Consider the following 24,809-nt stretch of genomic DNA (forward strand, 5'->3'; position numbering starts at 1 on the left):
TCAGGCGAGGGCATGAGTGATGTGAGACGTCGAGTGGTACAGGTCGCGGTAGAGGGCGTACAGGCGGTCGTAATCCGCGGCGGCCGCGGGGTCCGGCTCCACCACGGACGCCACCGGGTTCCATCCCTCGCACGACACCCCCACCGCCTGCGCCGCCAGCATGGCGTCGCCGAAGGCGGCGCCGACCGTGTGGGCGGGCACGACCTGCGGCTGCTGGAGGACGTCGGAGACGATCCGCGTCCACAGGCCGCCCTGCGTGCCGCCGCCCACCGCCACCAGCCGCTTGGCGGACCCGCCCGCCTCCCGCATGGCCTCCAGGTTGTGCCGGACGCCGAACGCCGTGGCCTCCAGCGCGGCCCGGTACAGGTGGCCGCGCCCGTGCCGCAGCGTCAGCCCGGCGATCGTCCCCCGGGCGTCCGGGTCGAAGAGCGGCGTGCGCTCCCCCGCGAAGTACGGCAGCATCAGCAGCCCCTCCGCCCCGCGCCCCGCGGCGGAAGCCTCCGCCGTGAGGTCCGAGAACGAGGCCCCGGTCAGGTCACGGAGCCATGCGGTGATCGCTCCCGACGTGGCCATCCCGGCCGCCAGGTTGTACGTCCCCGGCGCCACCCCCACGGTCCCCCACAGCTGCGGGGAGGCGGCGCGCGAGGCGAGCACCTCGACGAGGAACATGGTGGTCCCGTACATGAGCATGACGTCGCCCGGCGAGCTCACCCCGACGCTCAGCGCCTCGGCCCACGCGTCGATGGTGCCCGCGACCACCGGGATCCCGGCGGGCAGTCCGGTCAGGGCGGCCGCGCCGGAGGTGACCGTGCCCACGACGTCGCCGCTCCAGGCGAGCGCGGGCCGCTCCAGCTCCGGCACGATCTCCCAGTCCGTGATCCACTCGTGGGCGCGGGTGTCGTACAGCGGCGTGCATTGGCTGGCCGCATGATGATCCAGCACGTAGTCCCCGGTCAGCCGGTACGCCAGCCACGAGTGCGCCATGAACGTCCGCCGGGTCCGCGCCCATACGGAAGGCTCGTGGACGCGGAGCCACTCCAGCTTGGGCCCTACCGCCTGGGACGTGAGCGGCGAGCCGCACCGGTCCAGGATCGCGGCCTCGCCGTAGCGGGCGGTCTGGGCGGCGATCTCGGCGGTGGCGCGGGTGTCCACGCCGTACAGGATGGCCGGGCGCAGCGGCGTGCCGTCCTCCGTGCAGGGCAGCACGCACGGCCCGATCCCGCTCAGCCCGACCGCCTCGATGCCGGGGCGGGCCAGCTCGCCGGCGATCGCGGCGAAGTCGGCCCACCACACCTCCTCCGCGTCGTGCTCGAACCAGCCGGGCCGGGGCGTGGCGGTCCGGTGCTCGCGTACGGCCGTGGCCACGACCGTGCCGTCCGCTGCGACGAGGACGCCCTTGGAGCTCGAGGTCCCGATGTCGACGCCGAGGAACATCAGTTCTGCCCGGACAGGTCGAACTGCTTGTACAGGTCGGCCGCGTTGTCCTTGGTGACCTGCGTGGTGCCGAGCACCTGCTGCTTGTCCACCGGCTGGCCGTGCAGGATCTTGTTGACGGTGTCGGCCGCCTCCTGCGCGCCCGTCGGGTAGATGAACGTGGCCGACAGCTGGCCGAGCTGCACGGCGCGAATGCCGCCGTCCGGGATGGCCAGACCGTCGATGCCGATGAACTTGATCTGCTCGGCCTTTCCTGCCGCCTTGGCCGCCAGGTACGCGCCCAGCGCCATCGGGTCGTTGTGCCCGTACACGAGGTCGATCTTGGGATGCTGGGCCAGCCACTGCTGCATGATCGGCGTGGCCTGCTCCTTCACCCACTTGGCCTCGCGATCCGCGATGATCTTGATCTTGGGGTTGGCCGCGATGGCCTCGCGGAAGCCCTTGTCGCGGTCGATCTGCGGCTGGTTGGACAGGATGCCGCGCAGCTCGACGATGTTGCCGCCGTCCGGCAGCAGCTTGACCGCCTCCTCGCCCGCCTTCCTGCCGATGAGCACGTTGTCGCCGCCGATGAAGGCCGTGTAGCAGTCGGTGTTGACCGTGCGGTCCAGGATGATCACCGGGATCTTGGCGTCGCACGCCTGCTGCACGGCCGCCGTCAGCGGCGCGGGCTCGGTGGGCGAGACGATGAGCGCGTCGACCTTCTGGGTGATGAAGTTCTGGACCTGGGAGACCTGCGTGGCGCTCGACTGCTTGGCGTCGGCGATCGGCAGCAGCTCGATGTCCGGATATCTCTCCAGGAAGTGCTGCAGCTGCAGGTTGAGCTGCGCCCGGTACGGCTCGGCGTTGTTCGACTGCGAGTAGCCGACGACGAACTTCTTCTTCCCGCCGTCCGCGGAAGCCGTCGGGGTGGGCGCCTTGGACGCGCACGCCGCGGCGAGCAGCGCGCACAGCGCGATGGCAATGGTCCTCTTCATGATCGAGACCCTCCTCGGAAGAACGTGAAGAGATCGGGACGCTGCAGGACGACCGCCACGACGACGATCAGTCCCTTGATCACGAGCTGCCAGTTGTCGCTGACCGCGTTGAGCCCGAGCACGTTGTCCAGCAGCGTCAGGATGAGGGCCCCGACGAACGTGCCGACGATCGTGCCCTTGCCGCCGGCCAGCGAGGCCCCGCCGATGACCGCGGCGGCGATGGCGTCCAGCTCGAAGGACTGCCCGGCCTGGGGGTCGGCCGAGGCGCTGTAGGCGGCGTCGATGGGCCCGGCGAACCCGGCGAGCATGCCGGACAGCGTGAACACCGCGATCGTGACCGCCGTGACGTTGACGCCGGACAGCCGGGCGGCCGTGGGGTTGCCGCCGACGGCGTACACGTGCCGGCCGAACCGGGTCTTCGTCAGGATCAGGTGGAAGACGACGCAGACCACGATGAAGGCCAGCACCGGGTAGTAGATTCGGCCGAACAGGTTGTGCCCGGGCGTGCCGAACAGCTGGAACGCCTCCGCCTGCGGCGTCAGCTGCCCGTCCGGGCCGGTGATCTGGGTTCCGACGCTGACGTTGTCGCTGACCTGCCGGTCCAAGCCGCGTACGACCGACAGCATGGCCAGCGTCACGACGAACGACTGGATGCGCAGCCAGGCGGTGCCGGCGCCGTTCAGGAACCCGAAGAACGCCCCCACCGCCATGCAGATCGGCACGATCTGCCACGGCTCCAGCGCGTGTTCGGACAGCATCATCGCGGCCGTCATCGACGCGATGCCCAGCAGCGACCCGACGGACAGGTCGATGCCGCCGGTCAGGATGACCAGCGTGACGCCGACGGCGAGGATGCCGCGTGAGGCGAAGGCGCCGATGGCGTTGGTGAGGTTCGTCTCGCTGAGGAACATCTCACCCTTGGTGGCGATCCCGACGGCGAGCACCAGCACCAGGCCGATGTACGCCTGCGCGGCGCCGAGGGCGGACAGCGTGCGCCGCATCCGGTTGTCCGCGTGAAGAGTCATAGGGTCGTCACCTGCTGTCTGGCCATGGCGGCCGCGAGGATCGCCTCCTGCGTCGCCTGCCCCCTGGGGAACTCGGCGGTGATCCGGCCCTCGCACAGCACGAGGATCCGGTCGCACATGGCGAGCAGCTCGGGCAGCTCGGACGAGGCCACGAGCACGGCCTTGCCGGAGGCGGCCAGCTCGGACATCAGGGCGTGGATCTCCGCCTTGGCGCCCACGTCGATGCCGCGGGTCGGCTCGTCCATGAGGATCAGCGACGGCGCGGTCAGCAGCCATTTGGCCAGCACGACCTTCTGCTGGTTGCCGCCCGACAGGTTCCCGACCGTGAAGCGCGTGCCCGGCGCCTTGACGCGCAGCTCGCGCACCTGCCCGGCGACGGCCGCGCCCTCGCGCCGCCGGTCCACGACCCCGAAGCGCAGGAACCGCTTCAGTGAGGGGAGGCTGGCGTTGAAGCCGATGGTGTTGCCGAGGACGAGGCTCTGCGCCTTGCGGTCCTCCGCCACCAGCGCGACGCCGCGCGCGATCGCCTGCTTGGGGCTGCGCGGGCGGTACGGCCGGCCGCCCAGCATCATGCGGCCCGCCGCCGCCCGGTGGACGCCGAAAATCGATTCCAGCAGCTCGCTGCGGCCCGCGCCCATCAGCCCGGCGACGCCGACGATCTCGCCCGTCCGTACGGACAGGGAGACCTCGCGCAGCGCGGTGCGCCCCGAGCCGGGCTCAGCGGGCACCGACAGGCCCTCCACCCTCAACAGCTCCGCGCCGTCCGAGCCGCCGTTCGCGCGCGGGAACATCTCGCCCAGCGGCCGGCCGACCATCATCTGGATCAGCTCGTCGCGGTCGATGGACGAGCGCTCGCCGACGTAGCGACCGTCGCGCAGCACGACCACCCGGTCGGCGATCTCCTCCAGCTCCTCGAGGCGGTGGGAGATGTAGATGACGGCCACGCCGCGCCCGGTGAGGTCGCGGATGACCTCGTACAGCCGGTGCACCTCGGCGTCGGCCAGCGCCGAGGTGGGCTCGTCCATGACCAGGACCCGGACGTTCTGCGACAGGGCCTTGGCCACCTCGATGAGCTGACGCTCGGCGATCTTGCATTGCTTGACGAGGGTGCGCGGTGACAGGTCGAGCCCGAGGCCGCGCAGCAGCTCGGCAGTCCGCGCCTCCATGCCCTTGCGGTCGAGGATCGCGCGTTCCCTGCCGAGGAAGATGTTGTCGGCGATGGACAGCTCGGGCACCAGGTTGAGCTCCTGGTGGATCATGGCGATCCCGTGCCGCCCCGCGTCCTTGGGCGAGTGAATGCGGGCGGGTTCGCCGCCGATCTCGATCTCGCCCTCGTAGTCCTTGAACACCCCGGCCAGGATGTTCATCAGCGTCGACTTGCCCGCGCCGTTCTCGCCGAGCAGGGCCACCACCTCGCCCTCCCCGACGGTGAGCGACACGCCGTCGAGCGCCCGCACGCCGGGGAAGGACTTGCCGATGGCCCGCATCGTCAGAACCGTCGTCACCGCAGGCTCCATGCCGTGTAGGAGGCGGCCGACCAGGGGGTCTTCGGGGCGAGCTGGACGGTGATCTCGCTCTTGCCCTTCGTGACGCCCGCCGGGATCTGGTAGACGTCCTCCAGCCACCTGCGGGTCCGGTTACCGAGGGGCTGCACCCAGTCGGCCAGCCTGTGGCCGTTGACGGTGACCTCGGCGTGCTGGCCCGCGAGGTTCTGGTCGCCGGTGCGGCGCAGCTCGACGCCCCGATTGCCGCGGTCGATCCGCAGCTTGAAGCTCACCGGGCCGTCGGTCGTGCGCTGGGTGGTCTTCAGCGTCAGCGGGTTCCTGAAGTCGCCCTCGAACGCCGAGTCCAGCGTCGTGATCTCGCCCTGGCCGGTGTAGCCGTGTTGCTGCTCGCTCGCCTGGTCGCCGACGGTGAGAGCGTCGGTCTGCGTGGCCGCCGCCTGGTCGCGGCCGTACCAGTAGGCGGTCGAGGAGTAGACGCCCTCGACGTCGTTGGTCCAGCCGTGCTCGATGTCGAAGGTGAGCGAGCTCCCGAACGGCACGGCGTCGCCGATCATCAGCCGGTACGCGCCGGTGCAGTCGCCGTCGGCCGGGCAGCCGGTCGCGGGGGCCAGGTGCGCGGTGTTGCCGTGGAAGGGAGTGGTGAAGGTCTCCCGGTTGAAGTACCAGCCGGCCTGGTAGAAGTCCTCTGTGCCGGTGCCGTGGATCTGCGGGGTGCGCGAGCCGTCCACGTAGACGCGCTCGTCGCCCTCCAGGTAGTTGCGGTTCGTCGGGCCGCGCATGGTGTGGCTGACGCCGACGAACTTGCCCTGGGCGCCGGTGACGCGCAGGAAGGGCCAGCTCGTGCCGGGGGTGGTGCCGCCGCCACGGGACTGCGTCCGGAAATAGCCGACATTTCCTGCTATAGGGCTGTGGGTGGACGTGACCACCGCCTGGCCCTCGATCGCCTGGCCGGAGTCGTTGTACAGCTCGACCGTCGCGCCCGTCCGGTACGGCATCGGCCACCAGGCGGTGAGCGTGCTCGTCTTGGCGTCGATCGCGGACATCAGCGACGCGACCGGCATCATCGCGTGGCCACTGCCGAAGAACTCGCCGACCGGCGAGTCGACGGTGCGGTGGCCGTCGAAGCTGATGCGCAGCCGTAGCCCCTGCAACACCTCCTGGGCCGACCTGATCGTGGCGAGCTGGTCCTCGTTCATCGGGAAGGCGAAGGTCCGCTCTCCCTGCCAGGTCTGCGCGACGATCTTGTAGTTGTGAGCCGGCTCACTGGCCGCGTCGCCGACGTCCACGGTGTCGGTGCGCTTGCCGGCGCTGTCCACCCAGTACGTGAACTCGTTGTAGTCGAGGTCCGACGACGCGAACACGTTCTTGATCGTGATCTTGGACTTGCCCTTGGTGGCACTGGCGGGCAGGTCCACGACCTCCTCGGCCCACATCCCGGCGGCCCCCAGCTTGCTGGGCGGCCACTGGGCGACCTCCTGCCCGTCCACCAGGATCTTGGCGACCTGTCTGCCGATGGCCGGGTCGATGCGGCGGGTCAGCCGTACCCCGTCGTTGGCCGGGTCGATCGCGACGGTGAACTCGCTGGAGCCGCCGGCGCCGAACGCCCGGCCCTCGTCGGCCTCGGTCTTCGGCAGCACCTGCACGGCCTGCGGCAGCCTCAACCTGATCTGCGACAGCAGGCCGGAGCCCACCGTGCGCGCCACCCGCGCCGACGCGCCGGGAGCGAGATCGATCGCGGCGTCGTGCGTGCGCGCGCCCGGCATCGGGGGCTTGGGGTCGCCGCCCGCCTTGAGCCTGTCGATGACGTCCTGCGCCTTGTCGGCCGGGTCGAACGTGCTCACGCCCTCGGCGTCGGCGAACGTGCGGTAGCTGACGTGGTAGAAGAACGGATTGTGCTCGGTGGTGACGCGCATCGAGCGCGTGTACGGCATCGGCACCTGGATGTAGACGCCGCCGGAGCTCTGGTCGGCGTTTCCCACGAGGGGGTAGGCGAAGGGGGCGCCGAGCTTGCCGTTCACCACGTCCTGCAGGCTCGTCTCGACGACTTTCCTGCCGTCCAGCTCGATGGTGATCGTGCCGGTGCGGGTGACGTCACCGCCGTCCCTGGTGAACCAGATGGCCTGCACCTCACCGGCGCCTGTGTGCTCGGCGATCACGCAGCCCTGGCCGGTGGTGCTCAGGCAGGAGTACTTGCCCTCGAACCCGTCGTTGTTGTCGCCGGTGCGGTCGAAGCTGGAGAACTGTTTGGTCTGCACGCCGACCGGCAGCTCGGGCAGCCGGTCGAGCCTGCGGTAAACGTCCCACCCGACCGGGCCCTTGGCGGTGGCGGTGACCGTGACCTGCTGGGCCTGTGCCGGAGCGGCGATCAGCCCGCCCGCCACCAGGACGGCCGCTCCCACGATCGCGCTAAGCCGCATCGCCGAACCCCTCGAACGCGACGCCGAGCTGCTCGCACACCGCCCGGAGCTCGGCGACGTAGTCGCCCGGCACGGCGTGGATGTGGTTGGAGCCGAAGCGGCCGAGGAACTCGGTGGCCGGCACGTGCAGCCGGGTGAACGCGTGCGGCCACTCGAACGTCGACTGCCTGGCCATCGCCTCGTTGGTGGCGTCGTCGTACAGCTCGAAGTCGCCGCGCATCACATGCATGCGGTACGCGCCGTCCCTGCGCGTCAGCCGGGCGAACGTGGCCGCCCCGGGAGCCGCCAGATGGTGCACGCTCGCACCGCCCGCGGGGAAGAAGAAGACCTCGGGGTAGAAGTGCGTCCTGGCGAGGTTCTCGGCCGGGTCGTCGGACCTGGCCGCGTACCACGTGGCGTGCTGGCCCGAGTTGCACAGGTCCCACACGTCCTTGTCGGCGTGGTAGTGCCTGACGTCGGCGAACAGCACCGGGTCGCCGCTCAGCAGCTTGAGGATCTGCATGGTCAGCGCGCCGTCCATGTCGGCCTCGGTCGCGCAGACGTGCGTCTCCTTGGGACCCTCCCAGTCGTACGGGTCGTTGAGGAACGCCTCGGCGAGATCCATCGTGCAGAAGTGGGTGGTCAGCTCGGGCTGGCCCTTGATGCCGGAGAAGTCCAGGTTCCACTCGTCGATGAGCTCGCGCATGGCGTAGTACGTGCGGATCTGCCGTTCGAACAGCTCGGGCGTGAGCTGCTTGCCGTCGTAGTGGACGTTGCCCATGCGCTCCAGCCACTGGCGGGCCTCGGTCACGCGGGCCTGGGAGGCGTTCTCGCTACGCCGGACGATCTCCCACTGGTCGATCTCCTCGACGTCCACGCCGAACGTCCGCATCCACTGGTCGGTGTTCGCGACCGCGGTGTACATGCCCATCGGCCGGCCGCCGATCCTGCCGAACGTCGACCCGCGCAGCCCCCGCACGGCCTTCGCCGCCCGCACCTCGGTCAGGACCCGGTCGAGGACGGCCGGGTCGGCGATGTCGCCCCAGGCGCGGGCGTGCACCCGCCCGATCTGGTCGAGCCCGCCGCCGCCGGCCAGCATGCCGACCATACCCGGCTGGGCGGGGTCGATGTTGGCCATGAGCAGCAGGGGGCCGGGCGTGGACTCCGCGGCCAGCATGGTGAAATGCGGGAACGCCCAGACGGCGTAGTTGAAGATCGTCAAATCGGGCCGCCGGTCGGCCAGCCAGCGGGCCTGCGACGTGGCCAGCTCGTTGGTCCACACGATCTCCGGCGCCACGATCACCTCGTGGCCCTCCTTGCGCAACGCCTCCGCCAGGGTGGTGGTGGCGGCGTCGATGTGGTCCACGAGATCGCGGGCGACGAAGTCGCGCCCGTCCGAGATGCTCAGGACTCCGATACGTGCCACGGTCGTTGACCTCCATAGGTCGTGAAGAGGGAGAAATCGATTGCTCAGAAATCGATTTCCCCTAAGCTAAATCCCGCCCGTTGGACCGTCAATGCTGGGTTAGATCACAGATATGCAACGGTGAAGCGATTTCTCAAAGGCTTCAGCCGTGATGCGGCCGCCCGGTCTTGGCGCCGATGTGGAGGGGTCTCAGGCAACGCACTCCCTCGCACGGTTCCAGCGCCTTCCTAGGCGGAGATGGGGCGTTGGAGCTGCCTGCGGGAGGTGATGCCGAGCTTGCGGAAGACCTTGCGCAGGTGCCATTCGACGGTGTGCGGGCTGATGAAGAGCCGGGCTCCGATTTCGGGATTCGTCAGGCCCTCGCGGACGAGCCGGACGATCTGGGCTTCCTGGGCGGTGAGTTCGCTGGTGGTCTCGACGGTGCGTTTGCGTACCTGCTCGCCGGTGGCCAGCAGCTCGCGCTCGGCCCGCTGGGCGAAGGCCTCCATGCCCATCGTGGTGAACGACTCATGGGCGGCACGCAGCTGCTCGCGCGCGTCCCGCTGACGGCGCTCTCGCCGCAGCCATTCGCCGTACAGAAGATGGGAGCGGGCCAGTTCCCCGCGGACCGCTGCGCGGCCGAGCCGCTCGATCGCCTCGCGGTAGTGGTCCTCAGCGGCCGCTCCCGTGCTGAGGAGCGCGCGGGAGCGCGCTTCGACGCCCAGCGCCCAGTCCGTGTCGCTCGGACCTGTTGTCTCGGCGAGTCGCTTGAGCGCGTCGGCGGCCTGCTCTGGTGCGCCGCTCCGGGCAGCGGCCTCAACGTGCTCCACGAGAACCCACGTCGCCGCGGCGCCCACTTCGGGCCCGCGGCGCCTGCCGGCGTCGCTCGCCGCCGCCGCCGCTTGTTCGTACCGGCCAAGACTGTTGCAGAGCATGGCTCTTGCCCAGCCGACGACGGTCAGTGCGTTTCCCTCGCCCCTGCGCACGCCCTCCGCCGCGACGGCAGCCAACAACCTTGTGCAGTCGGCTTCACGGCCTTGCCAGGCGGCGAGGAACAGGGCGGCGTAAGGCAGCAGGGGAATGCCGATCGCCTGCGAGACCATGCTCACCTCCTCGGCCAGCGAAGCGGCCTCGGTCAGCTCACCGGCGAACACGTGCACAGCGGTACGTGCGGTGAGGGCGAAAGGGAGCGCGGTGGCCTGGCCGGTCTCCCGGGTGAGCTGGAGGTGACGGGTGGCGAGCCGACCCCAGGTCTCGTGGTCCCACAGGCCCGCGCTGATCACATTGGCCAGCCAGAGCCAGCGCAGCCCTTCCTCCTCGGGGAGATCAGGTGCCAGGAACGCGCTCAGCGCCAGTTTCAATGCCGGTGTCCCGGCGTCGTAGCCTTCGGTGATCAGCGTCGTCGCGCCGTCGAGGAGCAGGTCGGTTGCGCGTGGGCGCCGTGCCGTGGGCGGCGCCGATCGGGCGGCCTGGGCCGCTTCGAGCTGGCCGACGCCGTTGGCCAGGCGGCCGGCGAACATCGCCGCGCTGATCGCCTCCAGGTATGTTTCGCGGGCGAGCGGCACGTCATGCGGCTCCAGTTGCCGGGCGGCCTTGAGCAGCAACGGGGCGGCGTCGCTGCCGCGTTCCACGGCGAAGGCGATCTGGGCGCGCAGCAGGTCGACCCGGCCACGCCGGCGCTCGTCGAGCGGGCCCGCCGCCGCGATGGACAGCAGCCTCAGTGCGGCGTCCGGCGTACCCGCGTGGTGGCTCGCCTGCGCGGCGGCCAGCGCGCGCTCCTGGCGGCGGGCCGGATCGGGGGTCAGCTCGACCGCCCGTGCCAGGAACGCCGCGGCCGCCGCCAGCCCGCCGCGGGCCTGTGCGCGCCCGGCCGAGCGTTCGAGCTCTGCCGCGACGTGCTCGTCCGGGCCTTGCGTTCCTTGTGCCGCGTGCCAGGCGCGGCGGTCGGGGTCGGCCTGCGGGTCGGTGACATCGGCCAGCACGCGATGGGCCCGACGCCGCTCCTCGGGCGGGGGCGCCCAGTAGACGGCCGAGCGCACCAGCGGATGGTGAAACCGTACCCGCTCGCTGATCTGGACCAATCCGGCGGACACGGCGGGCGTGGCCGCCTCGATGCCGATGCCGAGCCGGTCGGCCGCCCGCCACAACAAGGCCGGCTCGCCACCGGGCTCCGCGGCCGCGATCAGCAGCAACCGCCGCGTCTCCGGCGGGAGCCGGAGCACCCGCCGCTGGTAGAGCTCCTGGATCCGGCCGGTGAGGACCCGCGCGCTGGGCAGGCCGAAACCACCCGCGAGCTCTGCCGGGGTCGAGTCCTTCGGCAGCTCCAGCAGCGCCAGGGGGTTGCCCCGCGTCTCGGCGACGATCCGATCGAGCACCTGTTCGTCCCACAGTCCGGGCAGCGCGGAACGCAGCAGATTCCGCGCATCCTCATCAGGCAGGCCGGTGACCAGCATCTCCGGCAGGCCGGCCAACTCCGGCAGACCGGCCGGCTCCGACGCCTCGTCCGGGATCCGGACCGCGAACACGACCGCCACCGATTCGGCCAGCAGGCGACGGGCGGCGAACGCCAAGGCCTGCATGGACGCCCGATCGAGCCACTGCGCGTCGTCCACCAGGCACAGCAGCGGGCGATCCCGGGCGGCCTCGGCCAGCAAGCCGAGCGTGGCCAGCCCGACGAGAAAACCATCGGGCGCCGGTCCGGAGCTCAGCCCGAAGACCGCGCGCAGCGCATCGCACTGCGGGTCCGGAAGCTGCTCGAACCGATCCGCCATCGGGGCGCACAGCTGGTGCAGCGCGGCGAAGGCCAGCTCCATCTCCGACTGCACACCCGTGATGCGGCAGATGCGAAACTCCTGCTCCCGCCCGGCCACGTAGTCCAGCAGCGCCGTCTTGCCCACTCCGGGCTCGCCGCGGATCACCAGCGCCCGGCTCTCACCACCTCGGACGGCTTCGAGCAGGCCATCGAGCTGTGCGCACTCGGCGCGACGGTCCCGCAACACTGGCCCCCCCGATCTGCCGGCCACGCAGCTGTAACCGGGGATGCCCGCTCGCCACGAGCGCCCGCCGCTGCCGACCGCACACCCGTTGTCCGGCGGAGGCGGGCGGCAACCGGCGATATGCCCTACGTAGGCGGGTAGCGTACCCTTCTGATGCGGATCAAGGCAAAATCGATTGGCACCGGTTGCAAGGGCGTCAGTGAACGGCCGATCCGAGGTCTGGCGGGGTCAGTGCACGGGCCACTCCCGATGGTGGCGTCAGAGGTGACGGGGGCGGGAGCTCTCGTGGAGATGCAGTTCCGTCTGCAGCACCATCCGGGCCGTCGGGCGAGCCGGATTGTCGATCCGGTCGGCGAGCAGCTGCGCCGCCGCCCGCCCCAGCTCGTACGTGGGCTGCCGCACCGTGCTCAACCCCGGCCGGAACAGCCGGGCCCACGGAATGTCGTCGAACCCGATCACCCCGACGCGCCCCGGGATCGGCACCTCCCGCTCGGTCAGGCACTCCACGGCCCCCACCGTCATCAGGTTGTTGGCCGCGAAGACGGCGTCCATCTCCACCCCTTCGTCCAGCAGGGACGCCATGGCCGAGTACCCGCCCTCCTCCCGGAAGTCGGCGTGCCGGATCAGGGCGCGGTCCTGTGGCAGCCCGAAGGCCCGCAGCGCCCGCTGGTAGCCCCGCAGCCGCTGCATGGCGGTGGACATCCGGCGCGGGCCCGTGATGCAGGCGATGCGCCGGTAGCCGGACTCCAGCAGGTGGGCGGTGGCCATCTCGGCGCCCTTCTCGTTGTCGACCAGCACGGCGTCGACCTCGGTCTCGGCCAGTTCCCGGTCGATGGTCACCACGGCGGTCCCCGCGGCGACGAGAGCGCTGATGTCGGTGCTGTCGTCGGCCGGAGAGATGATCACGCCGGCCATGTTGTCGGCCAGCGCGACCGCGATGTACTCGGCCTCCCTGGCCCGGTTCTCGTCGGTGTTGCACAGCACGACCGAGTAGCCGAACCGCCGGCCGCCGTCCTCCACCCCGCGCACGAGCGAGGTGAAGAACGGGTTGCCGACGTCGGAGACCAGCACCGCCCACAACGTGGTCTGCCTGCGCCGGAGATTGCGCGCCACTCCGTTGGGCCGGTATCCGAGCTCACGGACCGCCGCGTGCACCCGTGCCGCCAGTTCCGGGTTGACCGTGGAGCGGCCGTTGAGCACGCGCGAAACCGTCGCGGCGGAGACCCCGGCGTGTCGCGCGACGTCTTGGATTTTGAGCAACCTCGTCCCATCCCCCGTGGCAGGCGGTCCATCCGGCCGTTAGAAATCGATTGCTAAGCTGCCGGAAAGGGCAGGCGCTCCTCGACGGGTGCGATCCCGAACGGCCGGTGCGGCAGGGTCTGGTACCAGTACGCGACCGACGAGAAGTCGTCCGAGCGCTTGTTGGCGTGGCCGTGCTCGATCGTCACCCTGATGGACTCGGTGAAGGTGATCGGGTCCTCGACGTGGAAGCGGTAGAGGGAGATCTCCCCGCTCCAGTTGTCCCCGCCGGGCATGGTGATGCCGTGGTACGGGGCGTGGTAGGTCTGCGTCGGGCACCACGCGGTGTTGAAGTAGTCCTCGGTGCCGGTGCCGTGCAGCGACGGCGGGAAGGGCTCCCCGTCGATGAAGATCATGTCGTCGCCCTCGCCGTACCAGTTCCAGTCGCTGGTCTCGCGCAGGTTCCGGATGTTGAGCACGCAGCCCACATAGTGGCCGCGCCCCTCGGCCTCCAGGATGACGTAGTTGCCGTCGCCGGTGTCGTTGACGCCCTCGACCTGGTATTCGCGGTTGCTCTGCGTCCCCTGCTCGACGCCGTCGGTGGGCCGCTCGCGCCGCCACTGGGCGTGGAAGTAGCCGAGATCGTCGGCAGCGGAGTCGAACAGCTCGTAGTCGATGTAGTAGTAGAAGAACACCGGCTCGGCCGACAGCTCGCTGATCAGCTCCACCTTCGCCCGGCCGGCGAAGGGCATGTGGAACCACGAGTTGAAGCCTTTGCCGTCCTGCGGGCTCATTTGCAGCGGCGCGGAGACGAAGTTCGCGGTCTTGGCGTGGCCCATGCCGAAGAAGTCCCCGAGCGGCACCAGCACGCTGGGGTGCTCCTGGCCGTCCCAGGTGATCTTCAGGACGAGCCTGCGCAGGTAGTCGACGTCCACCGCGTCCGGCACGTCCTTCAGCGGCAGCGCCACGGTGCACCAGATGTGGTTGATCGAGCCGGGCCCCTCGATGTCGGCCAGGGTCACCGTGGTGCCGGCCTGGACGGTCAGCCGGTCCTCGTTCCCGCCCGTGCGGTCGTAGCTGGAGATCCGCTTGCGCCTCGAGGTACGCAGGCGGGGCAGGTCGCGCAGGCTGCTGCCGTACTCGCCATAGGTCATGTCGTTCGGTCCTTACTTCAATCCGGATGTCTTGATCGCCTCGACCAGGCGGCGCTGGCCGAGCACGAACGCGATCAGGGTGGGCACGGCCGCGACCACCGTCGCGGCCAGGACGTAGTTCCAGGCCGAGCCGTACTGGCCTTGGAGGGTGGCGATCCCGACCTGCACCATGCGCAGGTCCGGGTCGCGGGTGGCGGTCAGCGGCCAGAGGAAGGCGTTCCAGTTGGCCAGGAAGAACAGCACGGAGAGGGAGGCGAGGATGGGCCGGCTGAGCGGCACGACCACCTGCCACCAGCGCCGGAAATATCCGCATCCGTCGAGGTCGGCGGCCTCTTCCAGCTCGCGCGGGATCGTCAGGTAGTACTGCCGGAGCAGGAAGATCCCGAACGCGTGGAAGATCGCCGGCAGGATCAGCCCGGCGTACGTGTCCAGCAGCCCGAGCTGCCTGGCGACCAGGAACAGCGGCACCAGGATCACCGGCAGCGACACCAGCAGCGTGGAGACGATCACCGAGAAGATGACCTGCCGGCCCGGGAACCGCAGCCGGGCCAGCGCGTACGCCGCCATCGAGTGCAGCACGAGCGCGACCACCGTCACCGCCACGGACACGACGGCGCTGTTGAGCATGTAGCGGCCGATGGGCACCTCGGTCAGCACGTAGAGCAGGTTGTCCAGGGTGAGCCTGCTGGGCACCGACACCTGGAACAGCTCGTCCGCGGGCTTGAGCACCGACACCAGCAGCCAGACCAGGGGCGCCACGGTGATGGCCGCCAGCACGTAGCCGGCCAGCGCGCGCAGCCTAACCGACATCGAACCTGCCTCCCTTCGTCGCGCCGAACATCAGCCCCGTGGCCACGACCAGGAAGGCGACCACGGCAGTGGTCAGCGCGGCCGCGTAGCCGTAGTTGTTGAAGGTGAAGGCCTGTTGGTAGATGTAGAAGACCACGGTCGACGTGCTCCCCGCCGGACCACCCTTGGTCAGCACGTACACCAGGTCGAAGGCCTGCAACCCGGTCACCGCGCCGACGGTGGAGTTGACGAGCACGAAGAAGCTGGTCGGGCGGAGCAGCGGCCAGATGACGTGGCGGAAGCGCTGCCAGGCGGTGGCTCCGTCGACCCGCGCCGCCTCCTCGTACTCCTTGGGGATGTCCTTCAGCCCGCCCAGCAGGATCAGCATCTGGTAGCCCATGAGGAACCAGATGCTGATCGCCACCAGCGACCCGAGCGCCAGGGCGGGGTTGCCCAGGAACGACACCTCGCCCAGCCCGAAGGGCCGCAGCAGGGCCGGCACCGCGCCCTGCTTGTCGACCAGCAGGAACTGCCACACGACGCCGACCACGACGAGGCTGATGACGTGCGGCAGGAAGAACATGGTGCGCACCAGGCCGACGCCCGGGAAGTGGTCGCGGACCAGCAGGGCGAGCCCGAGACTGACGACGAAGCCGATCGGCACGAACGTCACCATGTACGTGAACGTGACCTTGACGCTCTGCCACAGCTGGGTGTCCCCGGCCATCTGCCGGAAGTTGTCCAGTCCGACGAAGGTGTAGCCGCCGAACCCGTCCACGCTGAACAGTGAGACGCCGAGGGCCAGCACCATGGGTAGCCCGACGAAGATCAGCAGACCGATGAGGTCGGGCGCCACGAAGGCGTACCCGGCGAGGGCCTCCCGCCTGCGGCGGGTCCACACCGGAGGTGCGGCGTCAGGCGGCTTGCTGACGACCGTGCCCGGGTCGACCGAAATGGCCATGTGCTTGTCGCCTTTCTCAGCAGGTCACGGGGATCATCGAGGTGCTGCCCTGACGCCGGCGCGACGTCGCGCCGATCCACCGCCCACGGGCGACGGGCGGGGCGGGGTCAGAGCATCGCGGCACCCTTGTAGCCCTTCAGGAAAGCGTCGATCTTGCCGGCGGCGTCGGCCGCCGCCTGGGCCGGGGCGACACCGCCGAGTTGGGCTGCCTGGATGGCGTCGGAAACCGCCTTGTAGACCTCGGGCGTGTAGCGAGGCTCGCCGCGGCCACCGGGGACGACCTGGTCCAGGAAGACCTTCAGCGCGGGCTTGTCGAACGCGCCGGCGGCCTTGGCCGCCTCCTGCACGGACTTGCGGGCGGGCAGGTTCGTCTTGACGACCGTGTTCCACTGCCGGCCGCGCTCGACGCCGTCCGCGTCGGTGGCCGCCAGGGCCCAGGCGATGAACTTCGCCGCCGCCTCGGGGTTGGCGCCCTTGGCGTTGCCCACGAACGCCCACCCGCCGATGTCGGTCGTGTACGTGCCGCCGTCGGGCACGGGCAGCGGGAAGACACCGTACGGGAAGTCCTTCTTGCCCTGCTCCATCTGCGACACCGACCAGATGCCGCTCTGCTGCATGGCGACGAAACCGCTGCCCAGGTTCGCCGGCGCGTTGCCGGCGCCGTCGCCCTGCGGCTTGCGCGGCGCCACCTTGGTGGTGATCGCGTCCTGCCACAGCTTGAGCGCGTTGTGGATCCCGGGCGCGTTGAAGCCGGGCCCGCCGTTCTCGGGCACGGCCGAGCCGCCGGCCATCCACATGAACGGATACCACGTGAAGTTCTGGTAGTAGCCGGGGATGGTCTCGAACAGCAACCCGAAGCGGTCCTTGGTGGTCAGCTTCGCGGCGACGTCGAGCAGTTGGTCCCACGTCTTGGGGAGGTCGCCCTCCGACAGCTTGGCCTGCTCGAAGGCGTCGATGCTGTAGTACATGGCCAGCGGCTCGCGCTCCATCGGCAGGCCGTAGACCTTGCCGTCGACCTTGCGGGTGTCGAGCACGCCGCCGTCGAAGTCGGCGATCTGGTCGGGCTTGAGGTGCGGCGTGAGGTCGGTCAGCACCCCGCCGTTGTAGTAGCGGAGGAAGTCGCCGGGGCTGAGCAGGAAGATGTCCGGGCCCTGCCCGGCGGAGAAGGCCGTCTGCAGCGCGGTGCCGGCGAGGTATTCGGACACCGGCAGGTAGTGGAGCTTGACCTTGACCTCGTTGTTGGCGTTCCAGGCCGCCACGAGGTCGGTGAACCACTTGCTCTGCGCGTCCGCCTGCGGGTTGGGACCGTAGAAGTTCCAGAACGTCAGCTCCTTGGAGCTGCCGCCGTTGCCCCCGCTCCCACACGCTGACAGCAGCGGCGCCGCCATGGCCGAACCCAACACGACGGCTCCGCCACGCAGCAGCGATCGGCGGGTCACCCTCTCGAAGGCCGACATAACCATCCTCCTGATGTTGAGAGCTCAGGGGCGAGCAATCGATTTCTGAGAAATGTAGGAGCCGACATGCCGACCGTCAAGAAGATGCCGTGACCAGCTTGCTCTCGGCAGCAATCGATATCTTCACGAGACCTTAGATGAGACTGCGCGAAAGCGCAGGCGAGGGCCCAACGATCGCATGGCCGCCGTCAGGCGATGCGGCGTGACGATCGTTGACACCCTTGGCGGCCGATGTTTCACTCGGCCTGGTGTCAGCTAGATCTTCGGCTGCTCGCGCCCGCCGGGCCGCGCGGCAGCACGGCTGCCTCATGAGCCTGGCGTCTATCGGTTCCGCGACCGGCGCGGCCGGACCCTTTACGTGGGGCGCGCCACCGACCTTCGGAGCCGGGTGCAGTCTTACTGGGGTGACCTGCGCGATCGCCGGCACCTGACAGAGATGGTCGCCCGAGTCGCCCGCGTCGAGGCGGTAGCGTGCGACTCGGTGCACGAGGCCGCATGGCTCGAGCGCAACTTGCTGGAAGCCGGCATGCCGCCCTGGAATCGCACGCCGGGCGGTGCGGAGACGTCGATCTACATCGTGATCGACACGCGGCCGCACACCGCCGGGACGCGAACGAGCCACGTCGCACAGTTCGACGGGGTCGTCGGCTTCGGTCCCTACCTCGGCGGGGCGAGGGCACGGCAGGCGGTCTCGGGGCTGCACCGAGCGTTCCCGCTGTCGTACACGCGTGACCGGCTCACCGCCGCCGAACGCGACATCGCGACAAGGCTCGGCGTCGGCCCGCAGTCCAGGAAACGGCTGGCCGCCGCCGTCATCTCCGCGCTCGATGGGACGAACACCGGGGCCGCGCGTGACGTGCTGACAGCGGCGCGCGATCGTGCGGCAGCGGCGCTCACCTTCGAACTGGCCGCTCGGATCCACGCAGAGTTGGCCGCGCTCGAATGGGTGACGAGCGTGCAGCGCGTCACCGTCGAGGGGGGCGGCGACCACGACATATGCGGGTGGGCAGAGGGCCTTGCCGTCACGTTCGCCATCCGCGGCGGGCGGCTGAATGGATGGGAGCAGCGCGCGTGCAGTCGCTCGGCCGTCGCCCGGGCGTGCGCCGTCACGCCGCCTGAATGGGCAGCGTTCGCCCAGCTCAATGCCGAGCTGGCTGCAGCGCTCCTCCGAAGCTGACCGGGGCGCGCACCCGGCCGTCGCCGCGGCCCGCGGTTCCGCGGCGGCGGGCGCGCCGGGAAACGCGCCCGTGCGATCAGTTCTTGATCCCCGTCAGGGTGACGCCCTCGATGAAGTAGCGCTGCAGGAAGAAGAACAGCGCGATGATCGGCGCGATCACCGCCGCGGACGCCGCCATGAGATAACCCCACTGCGTCAGGTACATGCTCTGGAACGACGCCAGCCCCAGCGACAACGTGTAGTTCTCCTCGCTCTGCAGGTAGAGCAGCGGGCCGAGGAAGTCGTTCCAGGTGCCGATGAACGTGAAGATGGTGACCACGATGATCGCGGGCTTCGACAGCGGCATGACGATCGTCCAGAACACCCGCCACGGCGAGGCCCCGTCGATGTAGGCGGCCTCGTCGAGCTCGAAGGGGATCGTCAGGAAGAACTGCCGCAGCAGGAAGATGTTGAACACTCCCCCGCCGGCCCCGGCGAACCAGCTCGGTACGGTGAGCGGTGCGATCGTGTCCAGCGCGCCCAGTTCCTGCCACATGACGAACGTCGGGATGAGCGTGACGGCGTACGGCAGCATGACGCCGCTCAGCAGCAGCGCGAACACCACGTCGCGGCCACGCCAGCGCAGCCGCGAGAAGCTGAAGGCGGCCACCGAACAGGTCAGCACCGTGCCCAGGACGCTGATGACGGCGATGACCAGCGTGTTGACGAAGTAGCGGTCGAAGGGCTGCGTGGTCAGCGCCTCGCTGAAGTTGGACCACTGGAACGGCGCGGGGATCCACTCCGGCGGCGAGACGAACATCTGGCTGTCCTGCATGAGGGCGCTGCGCACCAGCCACACGAACGGCAGCAGGGTCGGGATCGACCCTGCCACCAGCGCCGCGTAGAGCAGGATCCGGCCGTACCTGCGAGGTCTGCGCAGCCCTTGGGTGGGGGCCACGCCCTTCGCGCGGGGCCGGTCCGGGGCCGCCACGGCGGTCATCGCGCACCTGCCATCTCGTAGTAGACCCAGCGGCGGGCGTTTCTGAACATCAGGAACGTCACCACCATGATGATCATGAAGAGGGTCCAGGCGAGGGCGCTGGCGTAGCCCATCTCGCTCTCGGTGAACGCCTTGCGGAACAGGTAGTAGACGTAGAAGAGGGTGGCGTGGTTGGGGCCGCCCTCGGTCATCACGTACGCCTGGTTGAAGACCTGGAAGGTGCCGACCACGCCGACCACCAGGTTGTAGAAGATGGTCGGCGTCATCATGGGCAGCGTGACGTGCCAGAAGCGCCGGAAGGGGCCGCCGCCGTCGATCGACACCGCCTCGTACAGGTGCCGCGGCACGCCCTGCAGCCCGGCCAGGAAGATCACCATGGTGTTGCCGAAGCCCCAGGTGCTCATGATGATCAGCGACGGGACGGCGGTGGACTCGGCGTAGATCCACTGAGAGGCGGGCAGCCCGCCCTGCCGCAGCAGCGAGTTGAGCAGCCCGAAGTCCGGGTTGAAGATCCAGATCCAGAGCACGACATTGGCGATGGCCGGGACCAGCGTGGGCAGGTAGAAGATCGTCCGCCACACCGCCAGGCCGCGGGCCTTCTGGTTGAGCAGCATGGCCACGGCGAAGCTGACGATGAGCACCAGCGGGACCGAGCCGAGCGTGTAGTACGTGGTCGTCGTCAGCGACGCCCAGAACAGCTCGTCGCCGACCATGGCGGTGTAGTTGTCCAGCCCGACGAACGACGGGCTGGCGCCGATCGTCCAGTCGGTGAGGCTGAAGAAGGCCGAGGCCGCCATCGGGCCGATCGTGAAGATCAGGAACCCGAGGATGGCGGGCAGCGCCATGAGGATGCCCCAGCGGGTCTCCAGGCGGCGCATCACAGGTCCTGGGTGTGGTGCCAGCCCTGCAGCATGCTGGTGATCTTGGGAGCGGCGGCCTTCATGATCTCCGCGGCCGGACGCTTGCCGCTCTCGAGCTCCTGGAGGGCGGGGGTGAGCACGTCGCTGCTGATGGCGGACATGTTCTTGACGCGGTTGCGGAGGTCGGGGACGCCGTGGTCACGCGCGTAGTCGACGACCGCGGTCCGGAACTCCGGCGGGTGCTGGGCGTTCTTGGTCCAGGAGTCGATGGCCGCCTGGTCCTCGTAGTACTTCTTCTCCTGGGGCATCCACAGTCCCTTGGCGAACAGGTCGACGTTGCGCGGGTCGTTGTGGAAGGCGAGCAGCTCCACGGCCTCCTGCTCGTGCTTGCTCCCCGCGAACACCGCCGAGGCGCCGGCCACCTGGCTGGCGGTGAACGGCTCCCCGTATTTGGGGAGCACGCCCATGCCGAAGTCGACCTTGCTCTCGTTCATGTCGAGCAGGCTCCAGTGGCCGTCCACCACCATCGCCACCCGCTTGGTCTTGAGCAGGATGTTGGTGCCAGGAACCTCGTCGCCGGTGGCGGCGAGCTGGCCGGGGCCCGGCGCGACCCGGTGCTTGTAGACCAGGTCCTGCAGGTTCTGGAACACCTCGATGGCCTCGGGCGTGTCCAGCAGGCACTTCTTGCCCGTCTCGTCGGCGAAGTCGGCGCCGTTGCTGCGCAGGAAGCCGTACCAGGCGGCGCCGTAGGTGAAGCTGATGGAGACGCCGAACTGTTTGACCTGCTTGGGGTCGAAGCCGGACTCGTCCGGGCGCTTGCCGTTCTGGTCGACGGTGAGCTTGTAGGCGTTCTCCACGAGCTGGTCCCACGTCCAGGCGGACGCGGCGTCGGCGGGCGGCGTGACCCCCGCCGCGGCGACGGCGGACTTGCTGAACCACAGCAGCATGGACTCGTTCGCCGTCGCGATGGCGTGCAGGTTGTCCTGCCCGGTCCACAGGTACGCGTCCGGCAGGTAGCCGGCCAGCTGCGGATACTTCTGCAGGTACGGGAACAGGTTGACCAGCTTGCCCTGCTCGCCGAGGCGGAAGGACATCGACATCGGCACGTAGCCGGCGTCCGGCAGCTTGTTGCTGGCGACGAGCGTGTTGAGCTTCACGTCGTACTCGTCGGGGGTGAACAGCGGCTTGACCTTGACGCCCGGGTTCTTCTGCTCGTACTGCTCGAGCATGCTCTCGACGGCCTTCTTCTCGAACGTCGAGCCCCAGAACATGAACTGAAGCTGCGTGTTCCCGGCCGCGCCGGAGCCGCCGCCACCGCCGCAGGCGGCTGCCGCGGTGCCGAGGGCGGCGAGCCCGCCCAGCTTCAACAGATCACGTCTCTTCATCGGCGTGCTTCCTTACGCGAGGGGGATCCAGACCCGCATCGCGCCACCGTCGCGGTTGTCCCACTGGAAGTAGGGGATGGCCGTCGCGGTCACGCTGGTGCTGGTCGCCAGGGGGGTGCCGGCGTACGGCAGTCCGCCGCGCGGCTGATTCACCACGACGGCGCCGATCTCGAGCAGTACCGTCCGGCCCACGCCGTCGATCTCGCGGGCGACGGGACGCGGCACGGCGCCGGGGGCGATCGCGAGGTCGTCCACCTCGGCGCCCTCGGGCTGGTCGGCCTGCTCGAAGCAGTAGACGAGCGGGCCGCGCTGCAGCGCCGCGCTGCCCCTGACCGCGTCGATCCGGTGGTGGGGGCGCATGAGCCTGGGCGTCATGTCGAGCCGCAGCTCGACGGTGTCGCCGGCGCGCCAGGCCGAGCGGCGGATGCGGAAATATCCGTCTTCGCCGGCCCGGGCGGGGCCGTCGTCGACGTACGTGGACTCGCTCCAGGACGGGATGCGCAGCGCGAGCTCCCAGTCGCCGGCCGGGGCCTCCTCCACCGTGATGCGCACGACTCCGTCCCAGGGGAAGTCGGTCTCCACGCGCAGGCGGGCGCCCGCCGCCTCGATGCGGCCCGCCGCGTACTGGTGCAGCTGGAGGCCTGCGGCCGTCTCGGTGGCGAGGTACCCGCCGAGGGAGGCGACCAGGCGCATGATGTTCGGCGGGCAGCAGGCGCAGGCGAACCACTCCCTGCGCCGCCCCAGGTAGGCGTCCTCGACGAGGTCGTTCCTGCGCTGCAGCGGGTTGACGTAGAAGAAGCGGGTGCCGCCCGCGGAGGTGGAGGCGGCGAAGGCGTTGTAGAGGGTGCGCTCGATCAGGTCCGCGTACCGGCCGTGGCCGGTGGCCAGCAGCAGCCGCCAGTTCCAGTGGATGCTCGCGATCGCCGCGCAGCTCTCGCTGTAGGCGCGGTCGGAGGGCAGCTCGTAACGCTCGCCGAACGCCTCGCCGTCGTGGCGCGAGCCGTGGCCGCCGGTGATGTAGGTCTTGGTGGCGACCATGTCCTCCCAGCGGCGCACCGAGCACTCCAGCAGCGACTCGTCGCCCGTCTCCAGGTAGACGTCGACGACGCCGGCGTCGAGGTAGAGCTGGCGCACCGCGTGGCCGACCGGGGTGTCGGCCTCGCGCACCGGCAGGTGGTCCTGGGCGTAGAGCATGCCCATGCCGCTGTCGGGGATCAGGCCCTTGCCGCGGTTGTCGATCAGCTTGGCCGCCAGGTCGAGGTAAGTGCCCTCGCCCGTCAACCGGTACAGCTCGACCAGCGCGGTCTCGACCTCGGCGTGGCCGTCGATGCCGTCGTTGCCGCCGGTCAGGAACACCTCGACGAGGTGGTCGGCCAGGCGGCGGGCGATCGGCAGCAGGCTGTCGCCCACGCCCGCGCGGGCGGCCGCCACCGCGGCCTGGAACAGGTGGCCGGCGCAGTACATCTCGTGGCTGTACTCCAGCTCGGCGTAGATCTTGTCCGGCTTGACGACCTGGTAGTGCGAGTTGAGGTAGCCGTCGGGCCGCTGCGCCCTGGCCAGCACGGCCGACGCCTGCTCGATGAAGGCGGCGTAGCCGGGCTCCGGAGCGCGGACATGCTCCCATGCGACGGCCTCGAGTTGCTTGTAGAGATCCGAATCCTGGAACCGGTACCCCTGAAAGGGCCCGTCGCCCTCCCCCGCCCGAGCTCCGGCGCGCCGGAGGTTGGGCAGCGCGCCCGAGCGCTCCATCTGCTCCAGGCCCAGCGGGATGCTCGCCTCATGGTTGATCTCCTGCCACCGCGCGAGCGGCCCGCCGGTGATGACGGCGTCGTTGACGCCGATCGGCCGCAGCACGGCCCGGCTGGAGGGTACGGCGGGACCGGGGATCTGCTGCATTGAGCTCCTGACCTCGAATGAGAAAACTTGGGAATAGGTTTGCTCAATCGGAGGGTAAGGTGTGATACATCACTGGTCAAGAGCGAGACTGTGCGTGTCAGATCATGACCGCGAAAGGGGAGTCGGTTGGCCAACGCCTCCGAACGGACCGCGAAGAGCGTCACGATCAGGGACGTCGCGGCCGCGGCCGACGTGTCGATCGGCACCGCGTCCAAGGCGCTCAACGGCCGCGGCCGCATGCGCATCGAGACCCGCGACCGGGTGCTGGCCGCCGCCGAGCGGCTCGGCTTCCGGCCCAATCCGCTCGCCCAGGGCCTGCTGGCCGGCCGCACGTACACGGTGGGCCTGGTCACGGGCGACAGCTTCGGGCGCTTCAGCATCCCGGTGATGCTGGGCGCGGAGGACGCGCTGGGCGCCGGGCAGATCTCGGTGTTCATGTGCGACACGCGCGACGACCCGATCAGGGAACGCCACTACGTCGAGCGGCTGCTGGCCAGGCGCGTCGAGGGCATCATCGTCACCGGCCGGCGCACCGAGCCGCGCCCCGGCATCGGCCGCGACCTGCCGGTGCCGGTCGTGTACGCGATGACGCAGTCCACCGACGAGTCCGACGTGTCGATCATCCCGGACGACGAGGGCGGCGGCGCGCTGGCCGCCCGCCACCTGCTGGCGACGGGACGCACCCGCATCGGGCACGTCACGGGGCCGCAGCGGTTCCAGGCCGCGCGGCGGCGGGCGCACGGCCTGACCACGGCCCTGTCCGAGGCGGGGCTGGAGCCGGCGGGCGACATCCTGTTCGGGCAGTGGAGCGAGGAGTGGGGGCGGCAGGGCGCCGACGTGCTGCTGCACGCCGCGCCCGACGTGGACGCCGTGTTCTGCGGCAGCGACCAGATCGCCCGCGGGGTGGCCGAGACGCTGCGCGAGCGGGGGCGCCGGGTGCCCGAGGACGTGGCGCTGGTGGGGTTCGACAACTGGGAGCCGATGGCGCTGGGCTGCCGGCCACCGCTGACGACCGTGGACATGAACCTCGGCGAGATCGGCCGGCTGGCCGCACGGCACATTCTCGACGCCATCGCCGGCCAGCCGTCGGAGGGCGGGGTGACGATCGTCCCCGCAAGCCTGGTGCTGAGGGAGTCGACGCGGCGCGCTACCTCCTGACGCCTTTACGTTGTAGATC

General features: G+C 69.9%; 18 protein-coding genes. 2 read left to right on the forward strand and 16 right to left on the reverse strand.

Features of this window, described 5'->3' with window-relative positions; translation table 11 throughout:
- From EDD27_RS20440 to EDD27_RS20495, 12 genes are all read right to left on the reverse strand, one after another.
- Positions 1–1,434, reverse strand: coding sequence for an FGGY-family carbohydrate kinase (locus EDD27_RS20440; RefSeq protein ID WP_127933830.1), 1,434 nt, complete (start codon positions 1,432–1,434; stop codon positions 1–3).
- Entirely contained in the window at positions 1,434–2,408 is a 975-nt protein-coding gene (locus EDD27_RS20445; protein WP_127933831.1) for a substrate-binding domain-containing protein, read from the reverse strand. Before EDD27_RS20445 ends, EDD27_RS20440 begins: the two co-directional genes overlap by 1 nt.
- Positions 2,405–3,433 (reverse strand): ABC transporter permease, encoded by a 1,029-nt coding sequence (locus EDD27_RS20450; RefSeq protein ID WP_127933832.1) that lies wholly within the window; start codon positions 3,431–3,433, stop codon positions 2,405–2,407. Before EDD27_RS20450 ends, EDD27_RS20445 begins: the two co-directional genes overlap by 4 nt.
- Complete coding sequence (locus EDD27_RS20455) at positions 3,430–4,938, reverse strand: sugar ABC transporter ATP-binding protein (protein WP_241564156.1); 1,509 nt, start codon at positions 4,936–4,938, stop codon at positions 3,430–3,432. Before EDD27_RS20455 ends, EDD27_RS20450 begins: the two co-directional genes overlap by 4 nt.
- Positions 4,935–7,355 (reverse strand): glycoside hydrolase family 172 protein, encoded by a 2,421-nt coding sequence (locus EDD27_RS20460; protein WP_127933834.1) that lies wholly within the window; start codon positions 7,353–7,355, stop codon positions 4,935–4,937. The genes EDD27_RS20455 and EDD27_RS20460 overlap by 4 nt, the downstream gene beginning before the upstream one ends.
- The gene (locus EDD27_RS20465) at positions 7,345–8,760 is read right to left on the reverse strand and encodes an L-fucose/L-arabinose isomerase family protein (protein ID WP_127933835.1); all 1,416 of its coding nucleotides are present in this window, start codon (positions 8,758–8,760) and stop codon (positions 7,345–7,347) included. Before EDD27_RS20465 ends, EDD27_RS20460 begins: the two co-directional genes overlap by 11 nt.
- A 227-nt stretch (positions 8,761–8,987) precedes the next feature.
- Positions 8,988–11,735: a helix-turn-helix transcriptional regulator gene (locus tag EDD27_RS20470; RefSeq protein WP_421915535.1), complete on the reverse strand. Its 2,748-nt coding sequence runs from the start codon at positions 11,733–11,735 to the stop codon at positions 8,988–8,990.
- Between the two features lie 258 nt (positions 11,736–11,993).
- Positions 11,994–12,995 carry a LacI family DNA-binding transcriptional regulator gene (locus EDD27_RS20475; protein ID WP_127933837.1) on the reverse strand — a complete coding sequence of 334 codons (1,002 nt, stop codon included), beginning with the start codon at positions 12,993–12,995 and terminating at the stop codon, positions 11,994–11,996.
- Positions 12,996–13,048: 53 nt separating this feature from the next.
- Positions 13,049–14,128, reverse strand: a complete 1,080-nt coding sequence (locus EDD27_RS20480) for a glycoside hydrolase family 172 protein (RefSeq protein ID WP_127933838.1) — start codon at positions 14,126–14,128, stop codon at positions 13,049–13,051.
- Between the two features lie 12 nt (positions 14,129–14,140).
- The gene (locus EDD27_RS20485; protein ID WP_127933839.1) at positions 14,141–14,938 is read right to left on the reverse strand and encodes a carbohydrate ABC transporter permease; all 798 of its coding nucleotides are present in this window, start codon (positions 14,936–14,938) and stop codon (positions 14,141–14,143) included.
- Entirely contained in the window at positions 14,928–15,878 is a 951-nt protein-coding gene (locus EDD27_RS20490; protein WP_127933840.1) for a carbohydrate ABC transporter permease, read from the reverse strand. The genes EDD27_RS20485 and EDD27_RS20490 overlap by 11 nt, the downstream gene beginning before the upstream one ends.
- 107 nt (positions 15,879–15,985) lie before the next feature.
- Positions 15,986–17,335, reverse strand: coding sequence for an ABC transporter substrate-binding protein (locus tag EDD27_RS20495; RefSeq protein ID WP_127933841.1), 1,350 nt, complete (start codon positions 17,333–17,335; stop codon positions 15,986–15,988).
- 301 nt (positions 17,336–17,636) lie between these two features.
- Here EDD27_RS20495 and EDD27_RS20500 point away from each other — a divergent pair, with 301 nt between their 5' ends.
- Complete coding sequence (locus EDD27_RS20500) at positions 17,637–18,512, forward strand: GIY-YIG nuclease family protein (RefSeq protein ID WP_338324756.1); 876 nt, start codon at positions 17,637–17,639, stop codon at positions 18,510–18,512.
- A gap of 76 nt (positions 18,513–18,588) precedes the next feature.
- Here the strand turns inward: EDD27_RS20500 and EDD27_RS20505 are convergent, their stop codons facing one another.
- From EDD27_RS20505 to EDD27_RS20520, 4 genes are read right to left on the reverse strand one after another with little or no spacing between them, the layout of a single operon-like run.
- On the reverse strand, positions 18,589–19,491 hold the full coding sequence (locus EDD27_RS20505; protein ID WP_127933843.1) for a carbohydrate ABC transporter permease: 903 nt from the start codon (positions 19,489–19,491) through the stop codon (positions 18,589–18,591).
- On the reverse strand, positions 19,488–20,369 hold the full coding sequence (locus tag EDD27_RS20510; RefSeq protein WP_127933844.1) for a carbohydrate ABC transporter permease: 882 nt from the start codon (positions 20,367–20,369) through the stop codon (positions 19,488–19,490). The genes EDD27_RS20505 and EDD27_RS20510 overlap by 4 nt, the downstream gene beginning before the upstream one ends.
- Positions 20,369–21,736: an ABC transporter substrate-binding protein gene (locus EDD27_RS20515; protein ID WP_127933845.1), complete on the reverse strand. Its 1,368-nt coding sequence runs from the start codon at positions 21,734–21,736 to the stop codon at positions 20,369–20,371. The genes EDD27_RS20510 and EDD27_RS20515 overlap by 1 nt, the downstream gene beginning before the upstream one ends.
- 12 nt (positions 21,737–21,748) lie before the next feature.
- Entirely contained in the window at positions 21,749–23,632 is a 1,884-nt protein-coding gene (locus EDD27_RS20520; RefSeq protein WP_127933846.1) for a glycoside hydrolase family 127 protein, read from the reverse strand.
- A 126-nt stretch (positions 23,633–23,758) separates the two neighbouring features.
- Between EDD27_RS20520 and EDD27_RS20525 the strand changes: the two genes are divergently transcribed.
- Complete coding sequence (locus tag EDD27_RS20525) at positions 23,759–24,790, forward strand: LacI family DNA-binding transcriptional regulator (protein ID WP_127933847.1); 1,032 nt, start codon at positions 23,759–23,761, stop codon at positions 24,788–24,790.
- Positions 24,791–24,809 lie beyond the last annotated feature (19 nt).

It is taken from the genome of Nonomuraea polychroma (assembly GCF_004011505.1).
In the GTDB taxonomy this organism is placed as follows: domain Bacteria; phylum Actinomycetota; class Actinomycetes; order Streptosporangiales; family Streptosporangiaceae; genus Nonomuraea; species Nonomuraea polychroma.

Excerpts from the sequence above, each read along its gene's own strand:
- EDD27_RS20450 (WP_127933832.1), bottom strand. The coding sequence starts at position 3,433 with ATGACTCTTCACGCGGACAACCGGATGCGGCGCACGCTGTCCGCCCTC.
- EDD27_RS20445 (WP_127933831.1), bottom strand. The coding sequence starts at position 2,408 with ATGAAGAGGACCATTGCCATCGCGCTGTGCGCGCTGCTCGCCGCGGCG.
- EDD27_RS20490 (WP_127933840.1), bottom strand. The coding sequence starts at position 15,878 with ATGGCCATTTCGGTCGACCCGGGCACGGTCGTCAGCAAGCCGCCTGAC.
- EDD27_RS20495 (WP_127933841.1), bottom strand. The coding sequence starts at position 17,335 with ATGTCGGCCTTCGAGAGGGTGACCCGCCGATCGCTGCTGCGTGGCGGA.
- EDD27_RS20510 (WP_127933844.1), bottom strand. The coding sequence starts at position 20,369 with ATGCGCCGCCTGGAGACCCGCTGGGGCATCCTCATGGCGCTGCCCGCC.
- EDD27_RS20515 (WP_127933845.1), bottom strand. The coding sequence starts at position 21,736 with ATGAAGAGACGTGATCTGTTGAAGCTGGGCGGGCTCGCCGCCCTCGGC.
- EDD27_RS20440 (WP_127933830.1), bottom strand. The coding sequence starts at position 1,434 with ATGTTCCTCGGCGTCGACATCGGGACCTCGAGCTCCAAGGGCGTCCTC.
- EDD27_RS20460 (WP_127933834.1), bottom strand. The coding sequence starts at position 7,355 with ATGCGGCTTAGCGCGATCGTGGGAGCGGCCGTCCTGGTGGCGGGCGGG.
- EDD27_RS20520 (WP_127933846.1), bottom strand. The coding sequence starts at position 23,632 with ATGCAGCAGATCCCCGGTCCCGCCGTACCCTCCAGCCGGGCCGTGCTG.
- EDD27_RS20485 (WP_127933839.1), bottom strand. The coding sequence starts at position 14,938 with ATGTCGGTTAGGCTGCGCGCGCTGGCCGGCTACGTGCTGGCGGCCATC.
- EDD27_RS20505 (WP_127933843.1), bottom strand. The coding sequence starts at position 19,491 with ATGACCGCCGTGGCGGCCCCGGACCGGCCCCGCGCGAAGGGCGTGGCC.
- EDD27_RS20480 (WP_127933838.1), bottom strand. The coding sequence starts at position 14,128 with ATGACCTATGGCGAGTACGGCAGCAGCCTGCGCGACCTGCCCCGCCTG.